We start from the raw sequence: 25,004 nt of genomic DNA on the forward strand, positions 1-25,004 counted from the left end.
GTCTCCCACAGTCTGGCTAGCAGAAGCAAATTCGGTCCCTCCGCCCCCGACAGGTTTCACCCTAGGCCATACAAGCGAATTCATTCGCGAATGAATTCGCCCCTACAACGGTGGGCCCAGCCCGGTACGCATTCGTAGGATGGCGTAGAGCGAAGCGAAACCCATCGATAGCCGGCCAGCTGCCGCACTCAACCACCACACAACGCCTTCAATCGTCCCACCAATTCATCCCCCGCACGCCCCAACCCCGTCCGTCCATAGAGCGCTAGCCGCAGTCCCTGAATCTCTGGCAGATCCTCCGCCTTGCCGAGCAGCCGATGCTCCAGCCCCAGCACACGCAATGGCAGCAGACTCACGCCCAACCCCGCCGCCACCGCCGCGCGCACGCTGGCCAGGCTGGCGCTGGAGTAAGCGATGCGCCAGCGCCGGCCCTGTACGTCCAGGCCATGGAGCATCTCATTGCGGTAGAGCCCGCCAGGCGGAAACACCACCAGTGGCAGCGGCTCGCGGCCGAATACCGGCTGGCTGGCACTGTCCACCCAGCCCAGGGGCTCCGGCCACGACGCCAGGCTGTCGCCGCCGTCCCCCATGCGCTTGACCAGCAACAAATCGAACTCGCCACCCTGGTACAGACGCAGCAGTTCCGGGCTGAGGCCGCTGGTCACCTCGAGGCGCACACCGGGCCAGGCGGCGGAAAATTCCGCGAGTACCGGCATCAGGCGTTCTGCCGCAAAATCCTCGGGCACGCCCAGGCGTAGTACGCCGCTACCGGGTTGGTGGCGCAGCACTTCAGCGGCTTCCTCCTGCAAAGCGAGGATGCGCCGGGCGTAGCCGAGCAGTTGTTCCCCCTCGGCGGTCGCCACCACCTGACGCTGGCTGCGGTCGAGCAGACGACAGCCAAGGCTTTCCTCCAGCCGGCGCAATTGCTGGCTGACGGTGGACTGGGTGAGGTGCAGGCGCTCGGCGGCACGGGTGAAATTACCGCAGTCGGCGACGGCCACGAAGCTGCGCAGGAGGAGGGGATCGAACATTCATGTATTCCTACTGACACTGATAGGCATGGTTATATTTAATTTCAGAATACCTGACCAGATGGACATAATTTCGCCCATTCGACGAAGCGCGGAGGCGAACCATGAAAGCCCGACTCACCCACTGCCTGCTCCTTGCCACCGGCTTGCTGCTGGCGGGCCAGGCGAACGCCGATGACGCCGCACGGAGCCTGCTGCAGGCAGCCGGGACGGGCGACCTCGCCAAAGTCGACAAGCTGCTGGAACAGGGCGTCTCGGTGGATGTGCGTGACGCCGAGGGCAACACGCCCTTGCTGCTCGCCACGGCCGGGAACCAGGTCGAAGTGGCGCGTCGGCTGATCGACGCTGGTGCCGACGTCAATCTGCAGAACCGCATGCAGGACAGCCCCTACCTGCTGGCCGGTGCCAGCGGCCACCAGCAGATCCTCGAACTGACCCTCGCCCATGGCGCCGACCTGCGCAGCACCAATCGCTTCGGCGGCACCGCGTTGATTCCCGCCTGCGAGCGCGGCCATGTGGACACCGTGCGCACCCTGATCGCCGCTGGCGTCGACCTCGACCACGTCAACAAGCTGGGCTGGACCTGCCTGCTGGAAGCCGTGCTGCTAGGCGACGGCGGCCTGGCTCATCAGCGCATCGTCGACCTGCTGATCGCCGCCGATGCCGACCTCGACCTGCCCGACAAGGACGGCGTCACCCCCTTGCAACATGCCGAGCAGCGCGGCCAGTCGGCCATCGCCGCCAGATTGCGCGCCGCTGGCGCCCGCTGATTGATGGAGTTCTCCCATGTCTGATGATCACAACTACCTGGAACAGGCCGTGGAACTGGCACGGCAGAATGTGGAGCAGGGCGGCCGTCCGTTCGGCGCGCTGCTGGTGCGCGACGGTGAGGTTCTGGCCCGCGCGGTCAACGAAATCCACCTGACCCAGGACCCGACTTGCCACGCAGAACTACAGGCCATTCGCGCCGCCAGCCAGCGTTTGGGGCCGCGCCTGGACGGTTGCGTGATCTACGCCAGCGGCCAGCCGTGCCCGATGTGCCTGGCGGCCATGCATATGTGCGGTGTGAGCCGCGTGGTGTTCGCTGCGGCGAATGCCGTGGGTGAGCCCTTCGGCCTGTCTACTGCGGCCGTCTACCAGCAGATGGCCCTGCCGCTGGAGGCCCAGAAGCTGGATATCCAGCACCTGCCGCAAGCGGCCATGCGCGAAATCTACGCCCGCTGGCAGGCCCTGCATGCTGCGCGCTGAACGCCTTGAAAACTTCGCCGGCTGGGCGTTGCTCATCGTCCTTGGTTTGAACCTGCGGCCCATCCTCGCTTCGGTCAGTCCGTTACTGGCGGATATCCGCAGCGCCACCGGCATGGGTTTCCAGACCGCCGCGCTGCTGACCACGTTGCCGGTCGTCTGCATGGGCCTGGTGGCGTTGCTGAGCAACCGGCTGGGGGGGCTCGGTGAGCGGCGCGGTATCGGTCTGGGCCTGGCATTGATCGCAGGTGCCTGCATGGCGCGATTGCTCCTCGGCCAGGCCGGACCGCTGTTGGCAACCGCGTTGCTGGGCGGCGCAGGGGTGGCGCTGATCCAGGCATTGTTGCCTGCGGTGATCAAGCGCCGCTTCGAAGGCCGGGTGGCGCTGGCCATGGGCGTTTATTCGGCATCGCTGATGGCAGGCGGCGGTCTGGCGGCGTTGTTCAGCCCGCTGCTCGCCCACCACTTCGAGCACTGGCAAGCCGGCCTTGGCCTCTGGCTGGTGCCGGCGCTGCTGGCCCTGGTGCTGTGGCTGGCGCGTCCCATGCCGGGTTCCGCGCCGGCCAGCTCAGGCCGGGCCGCGCGCTTTACCGGTAATCGTCGGGCCTGGCTGCTGGCGCTTTATTTCGGCCTGGTCAACTGCGGCTACATGAGCATGGTGGCCTGGCTGCCCGCCTACTATCAGCAGCTCGGCTGGAGCCCGACCCGAAGCGGCTCGCTGCTCGCCTTCATGACCATCTTCCAGGTGATTGCGGCGCTGGGTATGCCCGCCCTGGCACAGCGCGGCACGGACCGCCGGCCGCTGCTGTCGGTGAGCCTGATTGCCCAGGCGGTGGGCTTCGCCGGCCTGATCTGGGCGCCGCTGGAACTGTTCGCCCTGTGGATCGCCCTGATCGGCTTCGGCCTGGGCGCCTGCTTCGCCCTCAGCCTGATCCTTACCCTCGACCACCGACGCGATCCCCGCGAGGCGGGCCAACTGGCGGCCTTCGTGCAGGGCGTGGGCTTCCTGATCAACGCCGTGTCGCCCTGGCTCAGCGGCTTTCTGCGGGAACTCACCGGCAGCTTCGCCGCCGCCTGGCTGGTGCTGGTGGTCGGCGCGGTGCTGATGCTCGGGCTGACCCGGCTGTTCAGTCCGGCCAGCTATCGACCGGCAGTGGTCAAGGAGCCGGTTCCCGGATTGGGGTAGGGTGCGCCGTGCGCACCAGCGGTTTGACGGGGTGCCGAAGCCGATCCCGGAATCGGTGCGCGCAGCGCACCCTACGATCCAGACCTAGCGGCAGGGGCGGACCTTGAGCCCGAGGAATGATTCGCCCCTGCAGGCCGGCGCCGGATAACCGGTCCCGCACGGCGCGCCATCTGCGGCTATACCACTGAAAAGGCCCCACACGCGGCACCAGTCGTGGCTTCGAGGGCCTGTCCGGGAGAGCCGCATGTCAGAAACTGCCAGAACAGCCATCGTCACCGGGGCGTCTCGGGGTATCGGTGCCGCCATCGCGCGACGCCTGGCCGCCGAAGGAATCCAGGTGGTGGTCAATTACGCCTCGCGGCCGGAATCCGCCGAACGAGTGGTGGATGAGATCAGACGGGCAGGAGGAAAGGCCTACCCCGTGCTGGCTGATGTCAGTGACCCGGTGGCGGTCGCGGTGCTGTTCGACCAGACGGAAATGGAGTACGGCGCCATCGACATCCTGGTGAACAACGCCGGCGTCATCCAGCCGGGGCTGGTCCCGTTGGCCGACACCGAAATAGCCCTCTACGACCGCCTGTTCGCCATCAACACCCGTGGCACCTTCAACACCCTCAAGATGGCCGCCACGCGCCTGCGTAGTGGCGGCCGTATCGTCAACCTGTCCAGCAGCGTGGTTGGGTTGAGCCTGCCGGGCTATGCGATTTACGCCGCTTCCAAGTCTGCCGTGGAGACCATGAGCGCGATCTTCGCCCGCGAGCTGCGAGGGCGGAACATCTCGGTGAACTGCGTCGCGCCGGGCCCCACTGCAACCAACCTGTTCCTCGATGGCAAGCCCCCGGAGCTGGTGGAACGCCTGACCAAGCAGGCGCCGCTGGAGCGTCTGGGCAATCCCGAGGACATTGCCAACCTGGTGGCCTTCCTGGTCGGGCCGGAAGGTGCATGGGTGAATGGCCAGACCCTGCGGGCCAACGGCGGCATCGTCTAAGAGCCTGCCCACGATCGGCTGCGCGTCGGAATAACTGCGTTGCGAATGGCCTCGGGCTTGCTCATTTACAGCTCGTAAACTCCGCGCCCTCGGCCATTCGCGCCTTGTTCTTCTCTAGCTCGCGCGATCGTGAGCAGGCTCTATTGGAGGTCGCATGAACGGTTTTCAGCTCACCCTCTACACCCAGCAGAACCGCCGACATCAGGGCAAGATGCTGGCCGACTGGATTGTCGGCCAGGCCATGGACATGGGCCTGCGTGGCGCGACGCTGGTTTCCGGGATCGAGGGCTTCGGACACACCCGGCAAATACATTCCCACCACTTCTTCGAGATGGCCGACCAGCCGATGCTGATTCTCCTGGCGCTCACCGAGGCTGAGTGCGACGCCTTGCTGAAACGCCTGGAAGAAGAGGGCGTGAGCCTGTTCTACGTGAAGGTGCCGGCAGAGTTCGGCCTGCTGGGTGTACCGGTGGATGCCTGAGGCGCGGCTCTGCGACAATCGCCGCTCTTTCCACCTGCAAGGCCACCCGATGAACCCCGAAGACCTGCTGCTCCTGGTCACTCGCGAAATGCCCTACGGCAAGTACAAGGGCCGCCTGCTCGCCGACCTGCCCGGTCATTACCTCAACTGGTTCGCCCGCGAAGGCTTCCCCAAGGGCGAGATCGGCCGGCTGCTGATGTTGATGCAGGAGATCGACCACAATGGCCTGAAACCGCTCCTCGAACCGCTGCGCAAGAAGCGCTAACCGCGGCGCCCGGTCAGGGACGGCTGTTCGCCATACAGCCGCTTGTAGAGCGAGGAGAAATGGCTGGAACTGGCAAAGCCCAGGTCCAGCGCCAGGGTGGTGATGCTCTGCTGCGGGTCCTGTTTGAGCCGGCGGCGTGCCTCGGCCAGGCGCAGGGAAAGGAAGAACTGCTGCGGCGTGGCCTGGCTGATCTGCCGGAAGCAGTACTGCAGGGTGCGGTGGCTGGTGTTCAGGGCTTGGCAGAGTTCGAGCATCGACAGTGGCAGGTCGAGGTTCGCCTGCATCATCTCCACCGCCGCCAGCACCAGGCGGCGGCGTTGTTCCAGGGTGCGGGGTAGGGCGGTACCGCGCTGGTTCGGTCCGCGCAGCACTTCGTCCAGCCCCTGCAGCACGCAGTCGAGGCTGGACATCACGGCGCGTACCCCGTGCTCAGCGGAACGCGGGTCATATTCCGCGCGTTCGAAGGCGCCGATCGATGTGCACAGGTCCTCGCGCAGACGCTGCGCGGCCAACGGCGAGATATCCAGCCGGCGCCGCCCGAGTGCCTGCTCCAGGCGTTCCTGCTCCTCGGCCCCGAGGATCTGCGCGAGCAGCCGGTGATCCACCGTCAAGCCGAGCATGCCGATCTCGCCGGGCGCGCAGATTTCCATTTCCTCGCCGCCTTCCAGTACCAGCAGGGTGTCGCCGGCCAGGGTTCCACCATTGAACAGCGAATCGGAGGAAACCATCAGCGGAATGCCGAACACCACCTGGCCGTGTGGTGGCGTCATGTTCTCGTGTAGGTGCAGGTTGGAGTGCTCGTAGATCAATGACGCCCCGGCGAGCTGGACGTGCAGCAATTCGGCATGCAGCCGGCCACGACCCAGTTGGGTGTAGTCCTGGCTCCAGCCGGCCAGCGCGCCGGCGAGCTCGTCGGAGTCGGATGCCTGGTGTCGGGCAATGCCTGTCATTTCGGGTCACCTGTCGAACGCGGTTGGCGGACGCTCCGGGCCATCATGGCGGAGCGCCGCGCAACGGGCATTTCCATGCGCGCCAGGCGCTTGTGCATCCCTGCCAGGCGCTGGCGCGGTGGATCATCGCTGATCGAGATAGGTCCGTGCCAGATGGCAGGCCCGCTCGATCAGCATGGGCGCCAGCTCCTCGGCGGTGCGGCTCTCCCGACGGGTGTGGATCCAGCCCAGGTAGGTCACTCCGCGTAGCGCGAGGAACAGCGGCAGGGTGGCGCGGTCGGCCTCGGTCAGCGGTTTGACCGAGTGGTAACCCCCCAGCAGTGCCGCTTCGATCTCGGTGTAGCGCGGGTCGTCCAGGCAGAAGTACAGCGCCGTGGCGAGTTCGAACATATGCCAGCCGAAGCCGGCGTCGTCGAAGTCGATCAGGTGCAACCTGGCCTGATCCAGCAGCAGGTTCTCCGGCACCAGGTCGGCGTGGATCATGCCGAAGTTGTCCAGGTTGCGCCCGTAACGACGCAGGTCCGCGCGTGCCGCCTGACGAGTGGCCTGCAGCAACTCGCGTTGTGCCGGTTCAAGCAGGTCCAGCTCCCAGTAGGGGCCCCAGAACGGGCGCTGGCCGATCAGGCCTTCTTCATCCCAGGCATGGCGGCTGAAGGCGTTGGGCTGCACCCAGCGTGCCGAACTCTGGTGGATGCGCGCGGCCACGGCGCCGGCGTCGAAGAACAGGCCGGCGACATTGCTCTGCACCGCCAGGCCATGTTCGGCTGAGCCGATGCTGGTGCCATCCAGCCAGCCAAGCATGTCGATGTAGCGCGATTCGCCCAGCTCGTCGCTGTGTACCCGGGCCAGGTGCTCACCCTCGCGGGTGCGGATGATCTGCGGCACATGGATGCCGTCGGCGGCCAGGGCTTCCATCCATTGCAGCTCGGAGCGCAAGGCTTCCTCGGAGTGGTAGCCATCACGGTGGACACGCAGGGCGCTGCGCTGGCCATCGCTTCGGGTGGCACAGAACACGGCGTTTTCACGGTACTTGATCAGGTCCAGGCGGACGAAATCGCCATCCCATTGGCCCAGGGCGGTGAGCGCCAGGCGCTTGAGGCTGGCGACCTGCTGGTCGTGGTCGAAGGTGTGGAATTGGCTCATGGCGCGGTTCTCAGAGTTCGCGGAGTACGCTGTCGAGGGTGTCGATGAACAGGTCCGCGTCGGCGCGGTTGAACACCAGCGGCGGGCGGATTTTCAGCAGGTTGTCGTCGGGGCCGATCTTGCTGATCAGCACGCCGCGCTCGCGCATCTGGTTGACGACACGCCGCGCCTCGGCACCCGCCGGCGTCTTCTGCTGGCGGTCGCGTACCAGCTCGACGGCGAAGAACAGGCCCTTGCCGCGCACATCGCCAATGATCGAATGCTGGCCCGCCAGGCGCTCCAGCCCGTTGGCCAGGTCCGCGCCGACTTCGCGGGCGTTGCGTAGCAGCTGTTCGTCTTCGATCACATCGAGGACCGCACTGCCCACGGCAGCGGCCACCGGCGATCCGCCGAAGGTGTTGAAGTAGAGGTTGCGTCCACCGAAGGCCTCCACCCGTTCGCGGCTGGCCACCAGCCCGGCGAGGGGGAAGCCATTGCCCATGGGTTTGCCCATGGTGACGATGTCCGGTACCGCGCCGTGGGCCTGGTGGCCCCACATGTGATCGCCAGTGCGACCGAAGCCGGCCTGGACTTCATCGACGATCAACAGGCCGCCAGCCTCGTGGACCAGCGCCGCGATACGCTCGACATACCCGGCGGGAATGCGCGGCAGGCCCTCGTTGGCGAACAGGGTGTCGATCAGCATCGCCGCCAGTTGCACGCCCTGGGCCTGGAGCGAGGCGATGGCTTCGGCGACCCGGGCCACATACTGGTCGGCCAGTTCTGCTGCAGTGGTGCCGGCCAGTGCCCGGTACAGGCAAGGAATCGGCACCGCACGGGCGAAGGGCGAGAACGGCTCGGAGCTGGGCAGGGCGGTGGTCACCTCAGCCAGGCTGGTGGTGTTGCCGTGGTAGTTGTAGCTGCTGACGATCACCCCCTTGCCGCCGGTGCAGAAGCGCGCCATGCGCAGGGCCAGTTCGTTGGCCTCGCTGCCGGTGCAGGTGAACATCACGCAATCCAGCGACGGATCGAAGGTGCGGGTCAGGCGTTCGGCGTAGGCGACGATCCGCTCGTTCAGGTAGCGGGTGTGGATGTTCAGGGTGGCCGCCTGGCTGGCCATGGCCTCCACCACGCGGGGGTGGCAGTGGCCCACGCAGGGCACGTTGTTGTAGACATCCAGGTAGCGCTTGCCGCTCTGGTCATAGAGCCACACGCCCTGGCCCTTCACCAGGTTCAGGGGCTGGTCGTAGAACAGCGGCGACTGGTCGCCCATGGCCCGGTAGCGGCGTTGCAGGAGATCAAGTTCAGACATTGTCGGGATTCTCGGAGGCGAGGGGCTTGGTAACGCGCGCAACGCGCACCAGGTAGTTGATGACCAGCACGATGGCCAGCACGGCGAGGGCGCTGAGCATTTCCACTTCGAGCTGGAAGCAGGCGGCGATCACGGTCAGCGTCAGCAGCATGCCAAGGCCGGCGATCACCGGACCGCCACGGAGCCGGAACGGACGCGCCAGGTGGGCATGGGTGCGGCGCATGCGGATGTAGGCGGCGAACAGGAACAGGTGGCAGGTGCACAGCAGCAGTACCACGCACAGCAGCAGTTTCTCCGGGCTGACCAGGGTCAGCGGCAGGCCGATGGCGGCCAGCACCAGGAGCGCCACATAGGGCGAGCCGCGACGGTTGGTCCGCGCCAGGGCTGCCGGGAAGTAGCCGTCACGGGACAGGGCGAAGAGCTGTCGGGAGGCGGAATAGACCACCGAAAAGAAGGTGGCGAGCAGGCCGCAGATGGCGCCAATGCCAACCAGTTGCGCCAGCCAGCTCGAGGCGTCGTAGCGGCCGCTGTGGGTCATCGCGGCGTACAGCGGATCGGCGGCCGTACCCACCACCTGGACCCCGGCGGCGCCCGGCGCGCAGACCAGCACGGTGACCGCAGTCAACAGCAGGGTGCCGACCGCTGCGGCGATGCCACGGGACATGGCGCGGCCCGGATCGGCGGCTTCCTCAGCGGCGGAACTGACCTGTTCGATGCAGATGAACATCCAGATCGCGAACGGCACGCAGGCGAAGACGCCCTTCACACTGAGGGACTCGCTAAAGCTCCCCGTGGTGCCAAGCAGGTTGACGCTATCCAGCTGCGGCACCATCGCGGCGCCGAACACCAGCAGGGTCACGGCGGCGATGGCCCCGGCCAGCAGGGTGACACCGAGGGCTTCACCGACACCGCGGATGTGGATGCCGATGATCAGGGCGAACAGCGCCACTTTCACCGGCCAGCCGCCAAAGCCGAACACCGATTCCATGTAGGAGGCGACGAAGGTGGCCGCCGCACCGGTGCCGATGGTGAGCGCCAGCGCGCAGGCTGAACCCACCAGATAGCCGACGAAGGGGCCGAAGGCGCTCTGGGCATAGGCGAACACGCCGCCGGCATGGGGCATGGCGGTGGACAGTTCGCTGATGCACAGCGCCAGTCCGCAGCTCAGTGCTGCCATCAGCAGGGTGGCGAGGAGCATGTTGGACCAGCCGTTATCGGCGAGGCCGAAGTTCCAGCCGGAGAACTGGCCGGCGACGACCAGCGATATGCCGAGCCCCGCGATCTGGGGCCACCCGAGTACAGCTTTCTTGAGCATGGCGATGCTTCCTTCTTGTTGTTGTGCCGTGAGCAGGCACGGGATGGCCGTGCCTGTTGGGGGCGACGTTAAGGCGAGGGAAGCGGCGGCGATATCAGGAATGCGCAAAGTGAAGCGGGGGCGGACCTGCGGCCCGCTTGGCGAATGAATTCGCCCCTACAGGTGTGGCACCGATGGTGGGCCCTGAGTCACCCCTCTCCCTTCAGGGAGAGGGGCTGGGGGAGAGGGTGGTTGCGGGTAGCTCGGAGTCCCAGGCGTTTCGCGAATGAATTCGCTCCTACAGGTTTGTGCCGGACTCAGTCATGGCACGGACGGCCCCCTCTCCCTCTGGGAGAGGGTTGGGAGTACTCACCTCAGGACGCCGCCCGTACCTCCCGCGCGGTCCCGACAAAATACTCCCGCGTGCCGAACACCCAGTCGAACCAGGGTTTGGTCACGCACCAGTTGGCCTGGGGGTTGGGACCCATGTGGTGGTCGTAGTGCCAGGGCAGGTGCTGGCGGGCCCAGTCTGGATGGTCGTGGGCTTTCTTGTGGGTGAAGTAGTAGTTGCCGGCGCAGTACCAGAGCGTCAGGCACAGCCAGGGTGCCCAGACGATCATCGGTGCCACCAGCAGACTGGCAACGACCAGCGCCCAGGCCTCCTTGCCCTGGGCATGCCAGCCTAGCGGCGGGCGTCGATAGCAGGGGTCGTAGAAGTCGTTCTGGCGGGCGTTGCGGTGGTGTTCGTGGAAGTGGAAGCTCCAGAAGGTGCCGCGCTTGCGGCCCAGGCCGTGCAGCACGACGCGGTGGAACCACCATTCGGTGAAATTGCCGAGCAGCAGGCCGGCGGGGATGCTGATCAGCGCTTCGAGGTACCAGGGCATTTTCTTCTCCTTGTTGTCGTCCCATGCGACCCGGAGTACGACACCCGCCCCGGGCCATCCAGCCAAGGTTCGCGCTGGCGAGCGGTGGGGGCAGCCCGACTTTCGATTAGCGTCGACGCAGCGCCAGCAGTACCAGCGCCGCCACGCAGAACGCCGCCCCGGCGAGGAAGGTGCTGGCGGCTCCCTGGCTCTGCCAGAGCCAGCCCGCCAGCGTGCTGGCCAACAGCAGGGCGGCGCCGCTGGCCAGGTTGAACAGGCCGTAGGCGGTACCCTTGAGGTCAGCCGGCGTAGTCGCGGCCACCAGTGCCGCGAGAATGCCCTGACTGAAGCCCATGTGCAGGCCCCAGAACGCAACGCCGGCCAATAGCAGCGTGGGGTTGTCGGCCCACGCCAGCAGCAGGTCGGCAGCGATCAGCAACGCCAGGGAAAATGCCAGCAGCCCGGCAGGCGGCATGCGGTCGGACAGCTTGCCGGCGGGGTAGGCCGAAAGCATGTAGAAGCCCGCCATCACCACCATGACCAGCGGCACCCAGGTGGTGGAGAAGCCGGCGTCCTGCGCCCGCAGCACCAGGAACGCCTCGCTGAATCGGGCCAGGCTGAACAGCGCCCCCAGGCCAACCACCCACCAGTACGCCGGGGAAAAACTTCTCCAGGCACGAAAGTGGATGGGTGAGCGCAGGCGCCGAGCGGGGCGGACGACATCGGGTTCCTCTACGCCGAACAGGATCAGGGACACCGACACCAGCGCCGGCAGCACGGCGAACCAGAGCACCAGGGCGATATCACCGGCCAGCAGGATCATCAGCAGGATGGCCAGCAGCGGGCCAAGAAACGCGCCGACCGTGTCCATGGCCTGGCGCAGGCCGAAGCAGGCGCCACGAATCTGCGCGGGAGCGATGTCGGCCATCAACGCATCCCGCGGCGCGCCACGAATACCCTTGCCAACCCGGTCCAGCAGACGCGCGAAGAGCACCTGGTCGGTGCTTCCCGCCAGCGGAAACAGTGGCTTGGTCAAGGCTGCCAGGCCATAGCCGAGTAGCACCAGTGCCTTGCGTTTGCCGAGGAAGTCGCTGATGGCCCCGGAGAAGACCTTGACGATCAGCGCGGTGGCTTCGGCAGCGCCCTCGATCAGCCCGACCGCCAGCATGCTCGCGCCCAGGCTGCCCACCAGGAAGAGCGGCAGCAGGCTGTGCACCAGTTCGGAGGACAGGTCCATGAACAGGCTGACGAAGCCCAGTACCCAGACCGTGCGTGGGATGCGGGGAAGGATGGTGGAAGCGGGCATGTCCCTGTCCTGTCGGCACTGCCTGGTTCAGGTTAGGCGAGAAGAAGGTTGAGGGCGGACTTGTTTCTGAAGGAGCGAGGGGGGACGCCGAGTTCTAGCTCGCGAAAGATCGTGCCGGCAGCGGTTCACTGTCGGGGCGAACTCAAAAAGCGATACCCATCGGCTCCGACGAACAGCATGGGTTTCGCAAGCTCAACCCATCCTACGTTGTTGCCTGTTTCAGGTTAGGCAAGAAAGAGGTCAAGAACCTGTATGGACGAATTCGCCCCGAGCACAATGCCGACCCCGTTAGCTCGGTCTTGACCGTAGGGTGCGCTGTGCGCACGGATTCCGGGATCGGCTTCGATGCTCTGTCAAACCGACGGTGCGCACGGCGCACCCTACCGGATTGGCTTCATCCGCGGCCGTCGAACGGTCAATCGTTGCTATCCAGATCCGCCAGCCGATAGCCCACGCCATGGATGGTGTGCAGCAGGGGCCGCTCGTAGGGTTTGTCGAGCACCTGGCGCAGTTGGTGGATATGGCTGCGCAGGCTGTCGCTGTCCGGGCAGTCGTCGCCCCAGAGGGCTTCCTCCAGCACTTCGCGGCGTACTACGGCCGGGCTCCTGCGCATCAGCGTGGTGAGCAGTTTGTGGCCGATGGGGTTGAGCTTCAGACGCTGGCCTGCGCGGGTGGCCTGGAGGGTCTCGAGGTCATAGGTGAGGTCGGACACCTGCAGCCGGATCTTGCGCCCGCCGTGGCTGCGGCGTACCACCGCTTCGATGCGGGCCACCAGCTCGGAGAGGGCGAAGGGCTTGACCAGGTAGTCGTCAGCGCCTGACTTGAGCCCGGCCAGGCGATCTTCCAGGGTGTCGCGGGCGGTGAGCATGATGATCGGCGTGTCGCGCCGGGCCTCCTGGCGCAGGCGGTTGCACAACTGCAGTCCGTCGAGGCCTGGCAGCATGATGTCCAGCACGATCAGGTCGTAGTGCTGAGTGGTGGCCAGGTGCAGCCCCGACAGTCCGTCCTGGGCGCAGTCGACGCCGTAGCCCTTGAGCTGGAGGTAGTCCAGCACATTGGCGAGGATGTCGCGGTTGTCCTCGATGATCAGTACACGCACGTGTTGCCCTCGATCCTGCGCCGTGGCGCCGTTGATGTTTTTTTCACAAGCCCTTTACCAGTTGCTCACGCCTGTCGGCACAGACTGCGGCGGACCCACTTGTCCAAGGACCTTCCGATGCCCCATTCGCGTCCCTTCAATTTCATGCTCTGGAGCGGGCTGCCGCTGGCCGCCATGGCACTTCTGCTGCTGGTCGACGTACCCAGCGTCGATTTCGCCCTCGCACACCTGTTCTACGACCCGCAGGCCGGCTTCATCGGCCGGCACAGCGCCTTCCTCGAAGATGTGCTGCACGACCGCGCCAAGCAGGCTGTGATCATCCTCGGCGTGCTGGCCATCACTGGCTTCCTCGTCAGCCTGCTGCCCACCCGTCTGCGCCAGTGGCGCCGTCAGCTGGGCTACCTGGTGCTGGCCCTGGGGCTGTCGACGGCCATCGTCACCCCGCTCAAGGCGGTGACCGCCGTGCAATGCCCGTGGAGCCTGACGGAGTTCGGCGGTGTCGAACCCTACTCGCCGCTGCTCGGTCAGCATCCCTTCGTCGACAAGCCTGGCCGCTGCTGGCCGGGTGGCCATGCCTCGGCGGGTTTCTGCCTGCTCGCCCTGTTCTTCGTGCTGCGCGACCGCCGTCCGCGGCTGGCACGGGCCACGCTGGTGGGCGCGCTGGCCCTCGGCAGCCTGTTCTCCCTTGGACGGATGATGCAGGGCGCGCACTTCCTCTCCCATAACGTCTGGACCCTGTTGTTCGACTGGATGATCAGCCTGGCCTGCTACCGCCTCGTGCTCTATCGCCCGGCGCCGCTGGAAGCGGTCGTCAGGGCGGATGGGATGCTGGACGTCAGTTCTTCCTGAAACGGTAGAAAAGGTTCGGTTCGCTGACCACGTACAGGGTGCCGTCATCATCCAGGGTCAGGCCTTCGGCCTGGCCCGCGCTTTCCTTCAGGTCGCCGATGTGCCCGAGCAGGGTACGGAAGCTGACCATTTCACCGTTCTCGCCGAGTTCGATGACCAGCTTCGATTCATGACTGAGCACCAGCAGGTGCCTTGTCCGGGTGTCGAAGTGCAGGTCGGAAATGTCCTTGGCGAAGACGCTGCGATCGATCCAGTCGCTGAGGTCTTCCACCTTGAGCTGGAGCTTGCCGCCCAGGCTCGCCTTGACGCCGGAGACGGCAAAGAGCCGACGCGGGTCTCGTTCCTTGGCGACGAAGATGCGGTCATGCGCGGCGTCGTAGGCCACGCCCTCGAAGCCTTTGTTGTGGGCGCTGGACGACAGCGGCAGGGCCAGGGTCTGGGCGTCCCGCTTGTCGATGACCTGGTCAGGACGTTCGGGCAGGTGGAAGAACACCAGTTGCTGCTGGACTTCATCCGTGACCACCACCAGGCCGTTACCCATGTAGGCGAGGCCTTCCACGTCCTCGAATCCTTGCAGCGGATACTGCGCGGCGATCTTGCCCTCGCGGTCCATCTCCACCAGCTTGATGGGCGGTGCATTGGTCACCGCCAGCAGACGCTTGCGGTCCGCCGCGAAATCGATGGCCGACAGGTCGTCATCGATACCGGCCACCGGGCGTGCCTCGATGTCGACGCGGTAATCGGGCAGCCAGATGCTGTGCCCCGCCCATGTGCCGGCATCGAGGCGGCTGCTGACATAGAACCAGGCGCGCTCGTGCCAATGGAACTTGCTGAAGGCGACAGCGGCCAGCAGCACCACAGCCAGGCCCAGGCCCCACAGGCTGAAGGAGCGCAATCTGTGCCTTGGCTTGAGCCTGTACTTGTCGAGTTCAACTGCACTGTTCATGGCTATTTCCTGTACTACGGACGAGCGCCGGCCGCTGGCCCCTCACGGGAGGGGCCGCAATCCGTTCGCGGTCCTTCAGTCGAGCGGTTTCTTCCAGGCGAAGCGGTAGGGTTGCGCTGTGGCGCTCGGGTCGTGGCATTGGCCGTTGTCGGCATCGGCCTGCACCAGGTACCAGTCTTCGTCATCCCCGTCGCCGAGGCGCCTGGCCTGGTCGGGCTTGAAGCAGCGCGCCAGGTCGGACGGGCGGATCAGGGCATGGCCGACGGGATTGGCGCGCAACCACTCGGCGGCCTTCTCCGTCTGGTTCGCGGCACCGACACCGAAATGCACCAGCGGCTGGCGTGCGTACAGCCAGTGGCCCTCGCGCCAGTAGGTCAGCATTAGCTCGCCACCGCCGGTGGCCTCGGCCACTTCGGCCATCAGCACCTGGCGCGGGTTGATGCCTTCCCTGAGCGGCTCGACATAGCCCCGTACGAACCAGGCGATGAACCAGAAGACGGCCAGGCCGATGAAAATCTTTCTACCGCGCGGGCGCTGGGCGAACCAGCGACGCAGCAGCCAGGGCACCAGCGGCGCCATGGCCAACACCAAACCGGGCACGGCCGGGTAGATGTAGAGCTTGCGCTTGCCGCTGCTGAGGCTGAAGAAAATCAGCACCAGGACTACCCAGCCCAGCAGAACCAGATAGCGCCCATCCTGTTTGGCCAGTTGGCGGCGCCAGGCCGGCACCAGCCAGGGCAGGGCCAGTACGAGGGGCAGCCAGTTCTTGGGAATCACCTGGGTGAAGAAGAACCAGAAGGGTTCGCGGTGGTGCCAGGCGTCGGCATAGCGCTTGGCCGTCTGCTTCAGGAGGATCTCGCTGAGGTAGGCGCGGCTGGCCTCGTCGCCATACAGCGTCACCTTGATGACCAGCGGCAGCAGCCAGGTGCAAATGGCCGCGAGCGTGACCAGCAGGCCCAGCGCCCAGGCGCTGCCTGCACCGGGCATGCGCGCCACGCCACTCCAGCCACGGCGGGCGGCATAGGCGTAGGGAATGAGCATCAGCGCCGGCAGGAAGCCTACGCCCTTGCTGATGATGCCGAAGCCCATGGCCGCACAGGCCACGTAGAACCAGCCCCAGGCCGGCCCGAGCAGCAGGTGGCGGACCATGCCGTATAGGCCAATGGCGATCCAGAGCAGGAGGAAGCCGTCGATCTGCCCGGCGCGCTGGATGCTGTAGGTCTGATAGGTGGCGAGGAACAGCAGGCCGGCGATCAGGCCGATGCGGCGATTCCACAGGCGCGAACCGAGGTCGTGCAGGCAGGCGGTGGCCACTACGCCCGCGAGCAGCGCCGGGAGGAACAGGGCAATGGTGGGGGCAATGCCGAGCTTGCTCAGCCCTGCGATGGCCCACATGAACAGCGGCGGCTTGTCCGGGTAGATCTCGGCGGCTCGATGGGGAATCAGCCAGTCGCCGCTCTGGATCATCTCCAGTGCCACACCGAGGAAGCGTTCTTCATCCACGTTGGATGGGTGGCGCATGCCCAGTCCGGCACTGATCATGGCCGCAGCGAGCAACAGCAGGAGCAGCAGCGAAATGCGCTGGCTACCGACCAATCGCATGGGCTGGGCGCTTGCGTCCAGGGCAGGCGAGGTGCGACCCATGCTCAGCGCTCCAGCTCGCGTGCGGTGGTGTTGAAGCGCGTGCGGCGGATCAGCCACCAGACGCCGAACAGGTCGAGGATGCCCACCAGGGCGCGGTCCAGGTTGCCGTACTTGGAGACCCCGGCGCGGCGTGGGCGGTGGTTGACCGGATGGACCAGCATGCCGCCCTGGTGGCGCTGGATCAGTGCCGGAATGAAGCGGTGCATGTGGTCGAAGTAGGGCAGGCGGAGGAAGGCTTCCCGGTCGATCAGCTTGATCCCGCAGCCGGTGTCCGGGGTGTTGTCCTTGAGCAGACGACTACGCAGGCGATTGGCGAAGCGCGAAGCCCAACGCTTGCTCGCGGTGTCGCGGCGGTTCACCCGGTGCCCGGCGATCAGCTTGAGGTTCAGTGGTGCATCCGGGGCACGGACGATGGCCAGCATGCCGCGAATGTCTGCCGGGTCGTTTTGCCCGTCGCCATCCAGCGTCGCCAGCCAGGTGCCACGCGCAGCCTGGGCGGCATGGTAGATCGAGGTGCTCTGGCCCAGCGAACGGTCGTGGCTGAGGATGCGCAGCTCTGCATAACCGGCGCGCTGGAGCGCGAGCAGGTGAGGGAGGGTGTTATCCGTGCTGCCGTCATCGACCACGATGACCTCGAAGTCTTCTTGGGCGAGGGCCTGGCGAACCTCCTCGAGCAGCGAGGGCAGGTTCTCGGCCTCGTTCTTGGCCGGGATCAGGACGGAAACGTAGGGCTTGGTCGACATGCTGAGTCCGTTGAGAGCATTCATTCGAGTCGTTCGATCCGGTTGAGGGTTGGGCACTGTCCACACGAGGCGCGGTGAAGCGTCGAGCGGCGCCCTGGCGTCGGTTTCGGGGTCATGATCGTTCTGCCTCTGCCCGGGCGGAATCGATCCGGCCATCGAGGCCCAGGCCAGGACGATGTCGTCGGTACAGCCAGGCACCGAGCATTCCGGAGGCCAGGAAGAGAAGGGCGGCGGAGCCGATGCGCAGTGCCGGGGCGACGTTGATTCCGCTGCCGACCAGGGCGAACACCAGGGTCTGCGGCAGGAAACCAATGAAGCTGGCGGCGAGGAATGGCAGCAGGCGCGCACTGGAAATTCCGGCGGCGAGGTTGGTCAGCAGATTGCTGCCGACCGGCAACATGCGGATCAGCAGGGTCATCGAGAAGGGATGCTCGTGGACGAAGCGATCAAACCGCGCGGCACGCTCGCCGAGCCGCTCACGCAGGAAGTTCCTGCCGAACAGACGGGCATAGAGGAAGGTGACCAGGCAGCCGAGCAGCGCCGCCAGGGTGCCGAGGAGGGTGCCGGGAATCAGGCCGAAGGCGTAGCCGGCGAGGAAGGCAATGATCTGCCGGGGTAGGCCGACTGCGGTGAACACGGCGCCCATCGCCAGGAACAGCAAGGTGCCTTCGACGCCATGGTCGCGGATGTGGGCGTCGATCCAGGCTTCGTTGATGGCGTTGCCCAGGTCGCTCCGGTCGAACAGGTAGCCGATCAGCGCCAGGCTGAGGATCAGGCCCAGCCCCTTGAACATGGCCCGCGTGGTCAACGTCTGCGCGCTCGGCCGCATGCCGACCCGAGCCTTGTCTTGGGCCGTCTGGCGGATCTGCGTCAACGGGTGCGATTCGTTTCCCATTCATCAGGCTCCGTAGAAGGTCCGGTACCAGTCGACGAAATGGGCGACGCCTTCGTGCAACGCGGTGGTGGGGCGGAAGCCGGTGCGCTGGGCCAGGGCGCTGACGTCGGCCCAGGTCTTCGGCACGTCGCCTGGCTGCATGGGTTTCATTTGCTTGATGGCTTCGACGCCGGTGGCCTGCTCGATGCAGCCCACGAAGTCGAGGAGCTGCACGGGCGAGCCCAGGCCGATGTTGAACAGCCTGTCGGTGGCGCCCTGGCGGACCTGTTCCGATTCGTCTGCATAGGGCGGCGGACAGTCCTGGATGCGGACGATGCCTTCGACGATGTCGTCGATGTAGGTGAAGTCCCGCGACATGTCGCCAGCGTTGTAGAGGTCGATGGGCTGGCCTTCGAGGATTGCCTTGGTGAACTTGAAGGGCGCCATGTCCGGCCGGCCCCAGGGGCCGTACACGGTGAAGAAGCGCAAGCCGGTGACCGGTAGCCGGTAGAGATGGGCGTAGGTGTGCGCCATCAGCTCGTTGGCGCGCTTGGTGGCGGCGTAGAGCGAGACCGGGTTGTCGACGGCATCCTCGATGGCGAAGGGCACCTTGGTGTTCATGCCGTAGACCGAGCTGCTGGAGGCGTAGACCAGGTGGCCCACGCTGTTCTGGCGGCAGCCTTCCAGCACGTTGACGAATCCGGTGAGGTTGGAGTCGGCGTAGGCGTTCGGGTTTTCCAGCGAATAGCGCACGCCGGCCTGCGCGGCGAGGTGGATGACGCGCTCGAATCGCTCCTCGTGGAACAGCTCTCGCAGGGCCTCGCGGTCGGCGATGTCGAGCTTCCGGAACGAGAAACCGGGCGTCGCGCGCAGACGCTCCAGGCGGGCGAGCTTGAGGTCGACGCTGTAGTAGTCGTTGAGGTTGTCGACGCCCACCACCTGGTGCCCGGCCTGGCACAGGCGCAGGCTCGTGTGGAAGCCGATGAAGCCGGCGGCGCCGGTGACCAGGAACTTCATGGCCGGCCCAGCCCAACGGCGGCGCGGCCGATCGGGTAGTAGGCGAGTCCTTCCCGGACCAGGTGGGTTGGCTCGAAGATGTTGCGGCCATCGAACACTACCTTGTCGCACAGGCGCTGACTGATCAGGCCGAAGTCGGCGACACGGAAGTTCAACCACTCGGTGAGAATCACCAGGGCATGGGAGTCGTCCAGGGCCTCTTCCTTGGAGTCGGCCAGGTGCAGGTCGTGGCGCTCGCCATAAAGGCGTCGAGCTTCTTGCATGGCTTCCGGGTCGAAGGCCCGGACGCGCGCGCCTGCCGCCCAGAGAGATTCCAGCAGCACCCGGCTGGGTGCCTCGCGCATATCGTCGGTGTTGGGTTTGAAGGACAGGCCCCAGAGCGCGAAGGTCTTGCCACGGAGGTTGCCGTTGTAGTGGCGGTGGATGTTCTCGAACACCTTGTGCTTCTGGCGGTGGTTGACCGATTCCACTGCTGCCAGCAATTGCGGGTGGTAGCCCACCTCGGCGGCGGTGCGTTGCAGCGCCTGGATGTCTTTCGGGAAGCAGGAACCCCCATAGCCGCAGCCGGCGTAGATGAAGTCGTAGCCGATGCGCGAGTCCGAACCGATGCCTTTACGCACCATCTCGATGTCCGCGCCCAGAAGTTCGGCGAGGTTGGCCATCTCGTTGATGAAAGAGATCTTGGTGGCCAGCATGCTGTTGGCCGCGTACTTGGTCAGCTCGGCGCTGCGGCTGTCCATGACGATGAGCTTTTCGTGGTTACGACTGAAGGGCTTGTAGAGTTCGCGGAAGAGTTCGACGTCGCGCTCGCCGTCGATGCCGAGGATGATCCGCTCCGGGCGCATACAGTCGTCCACGGCGGAGCCTTCCTTGAGGAACTCGGGATTGGAGACCACTTGCATCTGCAGGTCGCAGTGCCGGCGGGCGAGACTTTCCTGCAAGCGTGCCTTGATGCGTTGCGCGGTGCCTACCGGGGAAGTGGACTTGTTGATCACCACTTTGTCTTCGCGGGCGTGCTCGGCAATGGTGTCGGCCACGGCGAAGACGTACCGGAGGTCGGCGCCGCCAACTTCGTCGGGTGGCGTGCCCACGGCGATGAAGATGACCCTGGCAAACTCGACGCCTGCGGCGGCGTCAGTGGTGAAGCGCAGGCGACCGGCGCCGAGATTGCCCTGGAGCAGGGCCTCCAGGCCGGGTTCGTAGATCGGTGAAAGTCCCTGGTCGAGCTCCGCGATGCGGCGCTCGTCGACGTCCACGCAACATACCGTGTGGCCTACTTCAGCCAAGCAGGCAGCCTGGGTCAGGCCGACATAGCCCGTACCGAAAATGGTGATCTTCATTGTGCGCCTGTTAGTTGTTATCCCGAACCCGTCTGGCGACTGTCTGGTTTGCTGGTGCCGGCCCAGCCGGCCCCGCTCGCGGGTATGGGATTAACCTAACGACACAATTGTGAAAATTGTGTGTTGATGTTTCTACGCTTCGAAAGCTTTTTGCCGAGTCCCCGGGAGGCCCGTGAGACGGCGGTCATCATCATTGCGGCGTCTGGCTCCGCAGCAGTTCCAGCACCCGGTTGCGCCCTTGTTCGGCGACCAGGTAACGGCCGGGAGCGGTTTCGACTATGGTTTGCGGCGAACGCAGATGGGACAGCACGACGTTCAGCTTTCCCGTGGCATCCAGCAGTAGCACGCGGGCCATGTGCGTGGCATCTTCGGTGACCCACAGACCATCCCGGTTACAGAGCAGGAAACCCGGCTCGTGCAAGCCATCGATCGCCACCGGGTCCTGCCCGTCGTCCTGCAGCAGGCGGACCTGGCCACTGGTTTTTTCGCTGTAGAACAGGCGGCCATCGGGGCAGAAAGCGACCGCTTCGGCTTCGTCCAGGCCGCTGCGCAGCGTGGTGACGCTGTCGGTTTCCGGGTCGTAGCGCAGCAATCGGCCGTTACCGTGGCGATCTTCAATTGCATAGAGGTAGTGGCCGTCGGTGGACAGCCCCTCGACGCTGTCGGCGACGAACAATTGCCGGGTACCCAGGTCGTTCATCCAGAGCACCGGGTGTTCCCCTTGTTCCTGGCTGAAGGCGATGCCCCCGCGATAGAGCGCCATGCCATCGGGCTTCGACAGGCCGGACTCCACCTCGCTGTTCCGTCCGCTTCGCCCAGCATGCAGGATCCGTCCCTTGCCGTCCTGCAGTTCCTGGCTGAGGAAGAGTCCGCCGCGACCATCGGGCAGGAGTGCACTGACCTGTTTGATGTCGTCGAGGTGCACCTGGTAGCGCCAGCCCTGTGCGGCCGTGGCCGGGAACAGGTGACGCCAGGCGGGTATTCCCGCACTCACCAGCAGGAGCAGGGCGAAGGCCCCAAGCAACCAGCGCGCGATGCGCTGGTCGAGAAGCAACATCAGCCATTGGCCGCCGGGCCGCGAGCGCTTGGGGAAGGGAGAGCGGCGACGCGGCAGTGAGGTGGTATTGGCGGACACGGGGAGCTCCTTCGCTCAGGACGTGGGACGCAGACCCGCCACATGGCGAATCCCGGTGCACCGCATCCATTTGGAGAGCTGGTCACTCTAGATAACGGGCTGTAGTAGCGAGGTCAAAAGCCCGTGAAAAAAATGTCAACGAGCGTGGCCAAGGTGCACGGAGAAGCAACTGCCCGAGTCCGGGCTGGACTCCACCTGGACTTCCCAACCCTGCTGCTGGCAGATACGCCTGACCAGGGAAAGCCCCACGCCCAGGCCTTCGCCGCGCGCCTGCTGGCCGCGAACGAAACTCTGGAAAATGCGCTCCTGCTCTTCCTCCGGAATGCCCTGGCCGCTGTCTTCGACCCGGAAACCGTCCGCCGCGAGGATCAGCCGCACCGCACCTTGTTCAGTGTAGTGAAGGGAATTGCGCAGCAGGTTGGACATCACCGTGCGCAGTTGCGGGGCTTCGTAGCGGTCCGCACCGGCGCCCTCGTCGATCAGGGCGAAGGCCAGGCCTTTGGCTTGGAACTGGGGCATCCACTGCCGGTATTGCTCGGCGGCGAGTCCGGACAGGTCGACCTTTTCGGCGAGGCCGACTTCCTCCTGTCCGGCCCGCGCCAGGCGCAGGAAGGTCTGCACCAGATCGTGCATGTCGGCGCTGGCGCGAGCGATACGGGTTACCTGCGCCCGCTCGCCGGCGGTTAGCCCGGGGGCGTCCAGCAGGAGCTCGCAGGAGGTGGCGATGATCATCAGCGGGGTGCGCAGTTCATGGCTGACATCGCTGGTGAACAGGCGCTCGCGCTCCAGCGAATGACGGAGCTGGCCGAGGGTTTCGTCGAAGGCGGCGGCCAGCCGACCGACCTCGTCGTCCGGGTAGTCGGGCGACAGTCGCGGAGCCATGGGCAGTAACTGGTCGCGATGGCGAACCTGTTGTGCCAGGCGTCGCACGGGCTCCATCACCCGGCGTGCCAGTAGGCGTCCGAGCCCCCAGGCGCCGAACACGCTGAGCAGGAAACCCGCCAGCACCACGTCGAACAACGCTCGCTCGCGCGCCTCGAACTCGTGCTGTTCTTCCACCAGCACGTCCTCGTGGCTGCCATGGCTGCGCTTGAAGACGTAATAGGCTGCGTCGCCATCGAGCACTTCGGAGAAACCTTCCGGCAGCCCGGTGAAGCGCGGCGGCAAGGCATCGCGTCCGCTGTGGGAGCTGAAGAAACGGGTGTTGGCATCGATGCGCGCTGCCGGGTCCAGCTTGAGTTCCTCGTCTATCGCGTAGTCCAGTTCCCGGCCCATCTCCTCTGACACCAGGTGCTCTTCGATGAAGTGCACGATGGCGACGATCCCCAGGGAAAAGGTGCCGCCGACGATCAGTGTCATCAGCACGAAGGCGAAGATGATCCGCCGCTCAAGTGGCTGCTTGCCGCCCATGGCGTGGCCTAGTCCTTCGCTACGGCGATGCCGGTGGTGCGGCAGGCGGCGAACAGGTCCAGGCCTTCGTGGTATTCCCCGGTCTGGACCTGCAACAGGCCGAGCATGGAGTGGAAGAGGTTGTCCTGGCTCAGTGGCTTGTCGCGCTCCTTGTCCAGGCAGCCGGTGTCCAGGGCGAAATCCCTGCGGTAGCTGTCGGAGAACCAGGTGAGCATGGCCACGTGCTTCTGCTGGTCGGGGGCCAGCAGGTAGGGCGTGCCATGCAGGAAGAGGTTGTACTCGCCGAGCGATTCGCCGTGGTCGGCAAGGTAGACCATGGCCGTGTCGACCTTGTCCTGGTTCCTGCGCAGCAGGTCGATCAGGTTCGACAGCACGTAGTCGGTGTAGACCAGTGTGTTGTCGTAGGCGTTGACGATGCTTTGCTGGCTGCAGTCGTTCAAGGCGTTGCTGTTGCACACCGGGGTGAACTTCTCGAAGTGCTTGGGATACCGCTTGGCGTAGTCCGGACCGTGGCTGCCCATCTGGTGCAGGACCAGTACCGAGTCGTCCTTGAGCTGGTCGATGTAGGTCTGCAGGTCTTTCAGGAGGATTTCATCGTGGCACTCGCCGCCACTGCACAGCACGGGGTCTTTCAGGTGACTGAGGTTTTCCTGGGTAACGCGGTCGCAGGTGCCCTTGCAGCCGGACTGGTTGTCGCGCCAGGTCACGGCGAGGCCGGCGTGCCTGAGCACGTCCAGCAGGCCTTCCTGGCTGCGGGCCTGGGCGGCGTCGTAGTCGCTGCGGCCCATGTTGGAGAACATGCAGGGCACGGAAACGGCGGTCTCGGTGCCGCAGGAGCGCACGTTGCTGAAGGCGACGACACCTTGCTGGGCCCTGAGCAGGGGCGTGGTGTCACGTGCATAGCCGAGGAGGCCGAAATTCTCCGCCCGTGCGCTTTCGCCGACCACCAGGACTGTCAGCGACTTGCGCTGGTGGGCCTGCCAGGACGGTGCTTTGTGCGCGTCGGTGCCGATCTGGCGCAGCGGCGCCTTGGCCACCGCCAGTTGTTCACGCATGTAGCCAAAGGAGGCATTCAGGTAGTTGCTGGGGACCACCAGCAGGCGCAGTTCGTGATGGTTACGCAGCAGCGACGCCAACCCCTGGTAGTTGGCCAGGGCAACTACGCCGAGCACGGTCAGCGAGCCGGCCGCCAGGGCCAGTTTGCCCAGCAGCTCGCGTCGCAGCGGCTGGTGGCGGACCGGCAGATTCCACAGCAGCCAGCTTGGCAGCACACCGAGGATGAGGATGAACAGCAGCAGCTTGAAGGAGAGCAGGTCGCGAACTTCATTGACGTCGGTTTCTGCGACATTGCGCAGCATGTTGGCGTCGATCAGCACGCCGTACTGGCTCATGAAATAGGCGACACCGGAGCTGGCCAGGAACAGAAAGATCAGCACCGGCTTGAGGACCCTGCGGAAGGAGAGCAGGGCGAGCACGAAGTTGAAGATGGCCAGCACCATGACGCCGAAGGCCACGCGCATGCCAAGGCCGTCGGAATCGGCCGGGACGATGGAGAAAACGTGCCGCCAGAGCGGGAAGTTGTAGGCCGACAGCAGCAGGAGGCTGGCCAGGAAGGCCAGGGCTTCGGGGCGGATGGAAATGCGTTTGAACATGGGCCGCTCGCTCGGGGCAACGTATCCCTCGTGGATACGGAGCGCAGGGTAGGAACGGCGGAATCAAAACTTCGTGAAGAAAATCTGGGGAAAATGTCGGAGTTGTGAAGGGGATGTCGGGGGCCAGGCATTGTTGTGGGAGATTCCATGTCAATCAGCCGTGCCGACCTGGGGCCGATACGGCTGTTGGCTGGTCATCAGGGCAAAGGCAATCCTGGCCAGCTTGCGTGCCAGGATGATCAGCGCCTCGGT

General features: G+C 65.5%; 24 protein-coding genes. 7 read left to right on the top strand and 17 right to left on the bottom strand.

The features are described 5' to 3' along the window. Nucleotides 1–188 precede the first annotated feature (188 nt). Nucleotides 189–1,031, bottom strand: a complete 843-nt coding sequence (locus MnOB_RS04430; RefSeq protein WP_077522419.1) for a LysR substrate-binding domain-containing protein — start codon at nt 1,029–1,031, stop codon at nt 189–191. A 104-nt stretch (nt 1,032–1,135) separates the two neighbouring features. Between MnOB_RS04430 and MnOB_RS04435 the strand changes: the two genes are divergently transcribed. The 6 genes from MnOB_RS04435 (at nt 1,136) to MnOB_RS04460 (ending at nt 5,196) form a co-directional block, all read left to right on the top strand. Further along, entirely contained in the window at nt 1,136–1,801 is a 666-nt protein-coding gene (locus MnOB_RS04435) for an ankyrin repeat domain-containing protein (protein WP_077522421.1), read from the top strand. Nucleotides 1,802–1,817: 16 nt separating this feature from the next. After that, nucleotides 1,818–2,279, top strand: coding sequence for a nucleoside deaminase (locus tag MnOB_RS04440; RefSeq protein WP_077522423.1), 462 nt, complete (start codon nt 1,818–1,820; stop codon nt 2,277–2,279). Next, on the top strand, nt 2,266–3,462 hold the full coding sequence (locus tag MnOB_RS04445) for a CynX/NimT family MFS transporter (RefSeq protein WP_077522425.1): 1,197 nt from the start codon (nt 2,266–2,268) through the stop codon (nt 3,460–3,462). Before MnOB_RS04440 ends, MnOB_RS04445 begins: the two co-directional genes overlap by 14 nt. Before the next feature lie 244 nt (nt 3,463–3,706). Further along, on the top strand, nt 3,707–4,450 hold the full coding sequence (locus tag MnOB_RS04450; protein WP_199824467.1) for an SDR family oxidoreductase: 744 nt from the start codon (nt 3,707–3,709) through the stop codon (nt 4,448–4,450). Between the two features lie 154 nt (nt 4,451–4,604). Then, nucleotides 4,605–4,931: a DUF190 domain-containing protein gene (locus MnOB_RS04455; RefSeq protein WP_077522429.1), complete on the top strand. Its 327-nt coding sequence runs from the start codon at nt 4,605–4,607 to the stop codon at nt 4,929–4,931. Nucleotides 4,932–4,980: 49 nt separating this feature from the next. Continuing rightward, nucleotides 4,981–5,196 carry a DUF3820 family protein gene (locus tag MnOB_RS04460; protein ID WP_016493095.1) on the top strand — a complete coding sequence of 72 codons (216 nt, stop codon included), beginning with the start codon at nt 4,981–4,983 and terminating at the stop codon, nt 5,194–5,196. On the opposite strand, the gene MnOB_RS04465 is transcribed toward MnOB_RS04460, so the two are convergent. The 7 genes from MnOB_RS04465 to MnOB_RS04495 all read right to left on the bottom strand — a co-directional run bounded on the left by MnOB_RS04465 (nt 5,193) and on the right by MnOB_RS04495 (nt 13,142). Next, entirely contained in the window at nt 5,193–6,146 is a 954-nt protein-coding gene (locus MnOB_RS04465) for a helix-turn-helix domain-containing protein (protein ID WP_077522430.1), read from the bottom strand. The two genes, MnOB_RS04460 and MnOB_RS04465, sit on opposite strands and share 4 nt — an antisense overlap. A 123-nt stretch (nt 6,147–6,269) precedes the next feature. Beyond that, a complete protein-coding gene (locus tag MnOB_RS04470) occupies nt 6,270–7,289 on the bottom strand; it encodes a phosphotransferase enzyme family protein (protein ID WP_077522432.1) in 1,020 nt (339 codons plus the stop codon). A 10-nt stretch (nt 7,290–7,299) separates the two neighbouring features. Beyond that, entirely contained in the window at nt 7,300–8,580 is a 1,281-nt protein-coding gene (locus tag MnOB_RS04475; RefSeq protein WP_077522434.1) for an aspartate aminotransferase family protein, read from the bottom strand. Next, the gene (locus MnOB_RS04480) at nt 8,573–9,895 is read right to left on the bottom strand and encodes an amino acid permease (RefSeq protein WP_077522436.1); all 1,323 of its coding nucleotides are present in this window, start codon (nt 9,893–9,895) and stop codon (nt 8,573–8,575) included. Before MnOB_RS04480 ends, MnOB_RS04475 begins: the two co-directional genes overlap by 8 nt. Nucleotides 9,896–10,248: 353 nt before the next feature. Beyond that, a complete protein-coding gene (locus tag MnOB_RS04485; RefSeq protein WP_107504026.1) occupies nt 10,249–10,758 on the bottom strand; it encodes a sterol desaturase family protein in 510 nt (169 codons plus the stop codon). A gap of 106 nt (nt 10,759–10,864) precedes the next feature. Next, entirely contained in the window at nt 10,865–12,043 is a 1,179-nt protein-coding gene (locus MnOB_RS04490) for an MFS transporter (protein WP_077522438.1), read from the bottom strand. Nucleotides 12,044–12,458: 415 nt separating this feature from the next. Continuing rightward, on the bottom strand, nt 12,459–13,142 hold the full coding sequence (locus MnOB_RS04495; protein ID WP_077522440.1) for a response regulator transcription factor: 684 nt from the start codon (nt 13,140–13,142) through the stop codon (nt 12,459–12,461). A 117-nt stretch (nt 13,143–13,259) separates the two neighbouring features. Here MnOB_RS04495 and MnOB_RS04500 point away from each other — a divergent pair, with 117 nt between their 5' ends. After that, nucleotides 13,260–13,991, top strand: a complete 732-nt coding sequence (locus MnOB_RS04500; protein WP_077522442.1) for a phosphatase PAP2 family protein — start codon at nt 13,260–13,262, stop codon at nt 13,989–13,991. Here the strand turns inward: MnOB_RS04500 and MnOB_RS04505 are convergent. From MnOB_RS04505 to MnOB_RS04545, 9 genes are all read right to left on the bottom strand, one after another. Further along, nucleotides 13,978–14,937 carry an SdiA-regulated domain-containing protein gene (locus MnOB_RS04505; protein WP_199824468.1) on the bottom strand — a complete coding sequence of 320 codons (960 nt, stop codon included), beginning with the start codon at nt 14,935–14,937 and terminating at the stop codon, nt 13,978–13,980. The two genes, MnOB_RS04500 and MnOB_RS04505, sit on opposite strands and share 14 nt — an antisense overlap. 75 nt (nt 14,938–15,012) lie before the next feature. Next, nucleotides 15,013–16,581 carry an ArnT family glycosyltransferase gene (locus MnOB_RS04510; protein ID WP_077522444.1) on the bottom strand — a complete coding sequence of 523 codons (1,569 nt, stop codon included), beginning with the start codon at nt 16,579–16,581 and terminating at the stop codon, nt 15,013–15,015. A gap of 2 nt (nt 16,582–16,583) precedes the next feature. Further along, a complete protein-coding gene (locus tag MnOB_RS04515) occupies nt 16,584–17,324 on the bottom strand; it encodes a glycosyltransferase family 2 protein (protein WP_077522459.1) in 741 nt (246 codons plus the stop codon). A gap of 112 nt (nt 17,325–17,436) precedes the next feature. After that, nucleotides 17,437–18,219, bottom strand: a complete 783-nt coding sequence (locus MnOB_RS04520) for a TVP38/TMEM64 family protein (RefSeq protein WP_234358198.1) — start codon at nt 18,217–18,219, stop codon at nt 17,437–17,439. Between the two features lie 3 nt (nt 18,220–18,222). Then, entirely contained in the window at nt 18,223–19,215 is a 993-nt protein-coding gene (locus tag MnOB_RS04525; protein ID WP_077522446.1) for an NAD-dependent epimerase, read from the bottom strand. Further along, nucleotides 19,212–20,555 (bottom strand): UDP-glucose dehydrogenase family protein, encoded by a 1,344-nt coding sequence (locus tag MnOB_RS04530; RefSeq protein WP_077522448.1) that lies wholly within the window; start codon nt 20,553–20,555, stop codon nt 19,212–19,214. Before MnOB_RS04530 ends, MnOB_RS04525 begins: the two co-directional genes overlap by 4 nt. A gap of 190 nt (nt 20,556–20,745) precedes the next feature. Further along, the gene (locus MnOB_RS04535; RefSeq protein WP_077522450.1) at nt 20,746–21,690 is read right to left on the bottom strand and encodes an SMP-30/gluconolactonase/LRE family protein; all 945 of its coding nucleotides are present in this window, start codon (nt 21,688–21,690) and stop codon (nt 20,746–20,748) included. Nucleotides 21,691–21,825: 135 nt separating this feature from the next. Next, entirely contained in the window at nt 21,826–23,100 is a 1,275-nt protein-coding gene (locus MnOB_RS04540) for a sensor histidine kinase (RefSeq protein ID WP_077522451.1), read from the bottom strand. An 8-nt stretch (nt 23,101–23,108) separates the two neighbouring features. After that, nucleotides 23,109–24,752 (bottom strand): phosphoethanolamine transferase, encoded by a 1,644-nt coding sequence (locus tag MnOB_RS04545; RefSeq protein WP_077522453.1) that lies wholly within the window; start codon nt 24,750–24,752, stop codon nt 23,109–23,111. Nucleotides 24,753–25,004: the final 252 nt, after the last annotated feature.

It is taken from the genome of Metapseudomonas resinovorans (assembly GCF_002003485.1).
In the GTDB taxonomy this organism is placed as follows: Bacteria; Pseudomonadota; Gammaproteobacteria; order Pseudomonadales; family Pseudomonadaceae; genus Metapseudomonas; species Metapseudomonas resinovorans_D.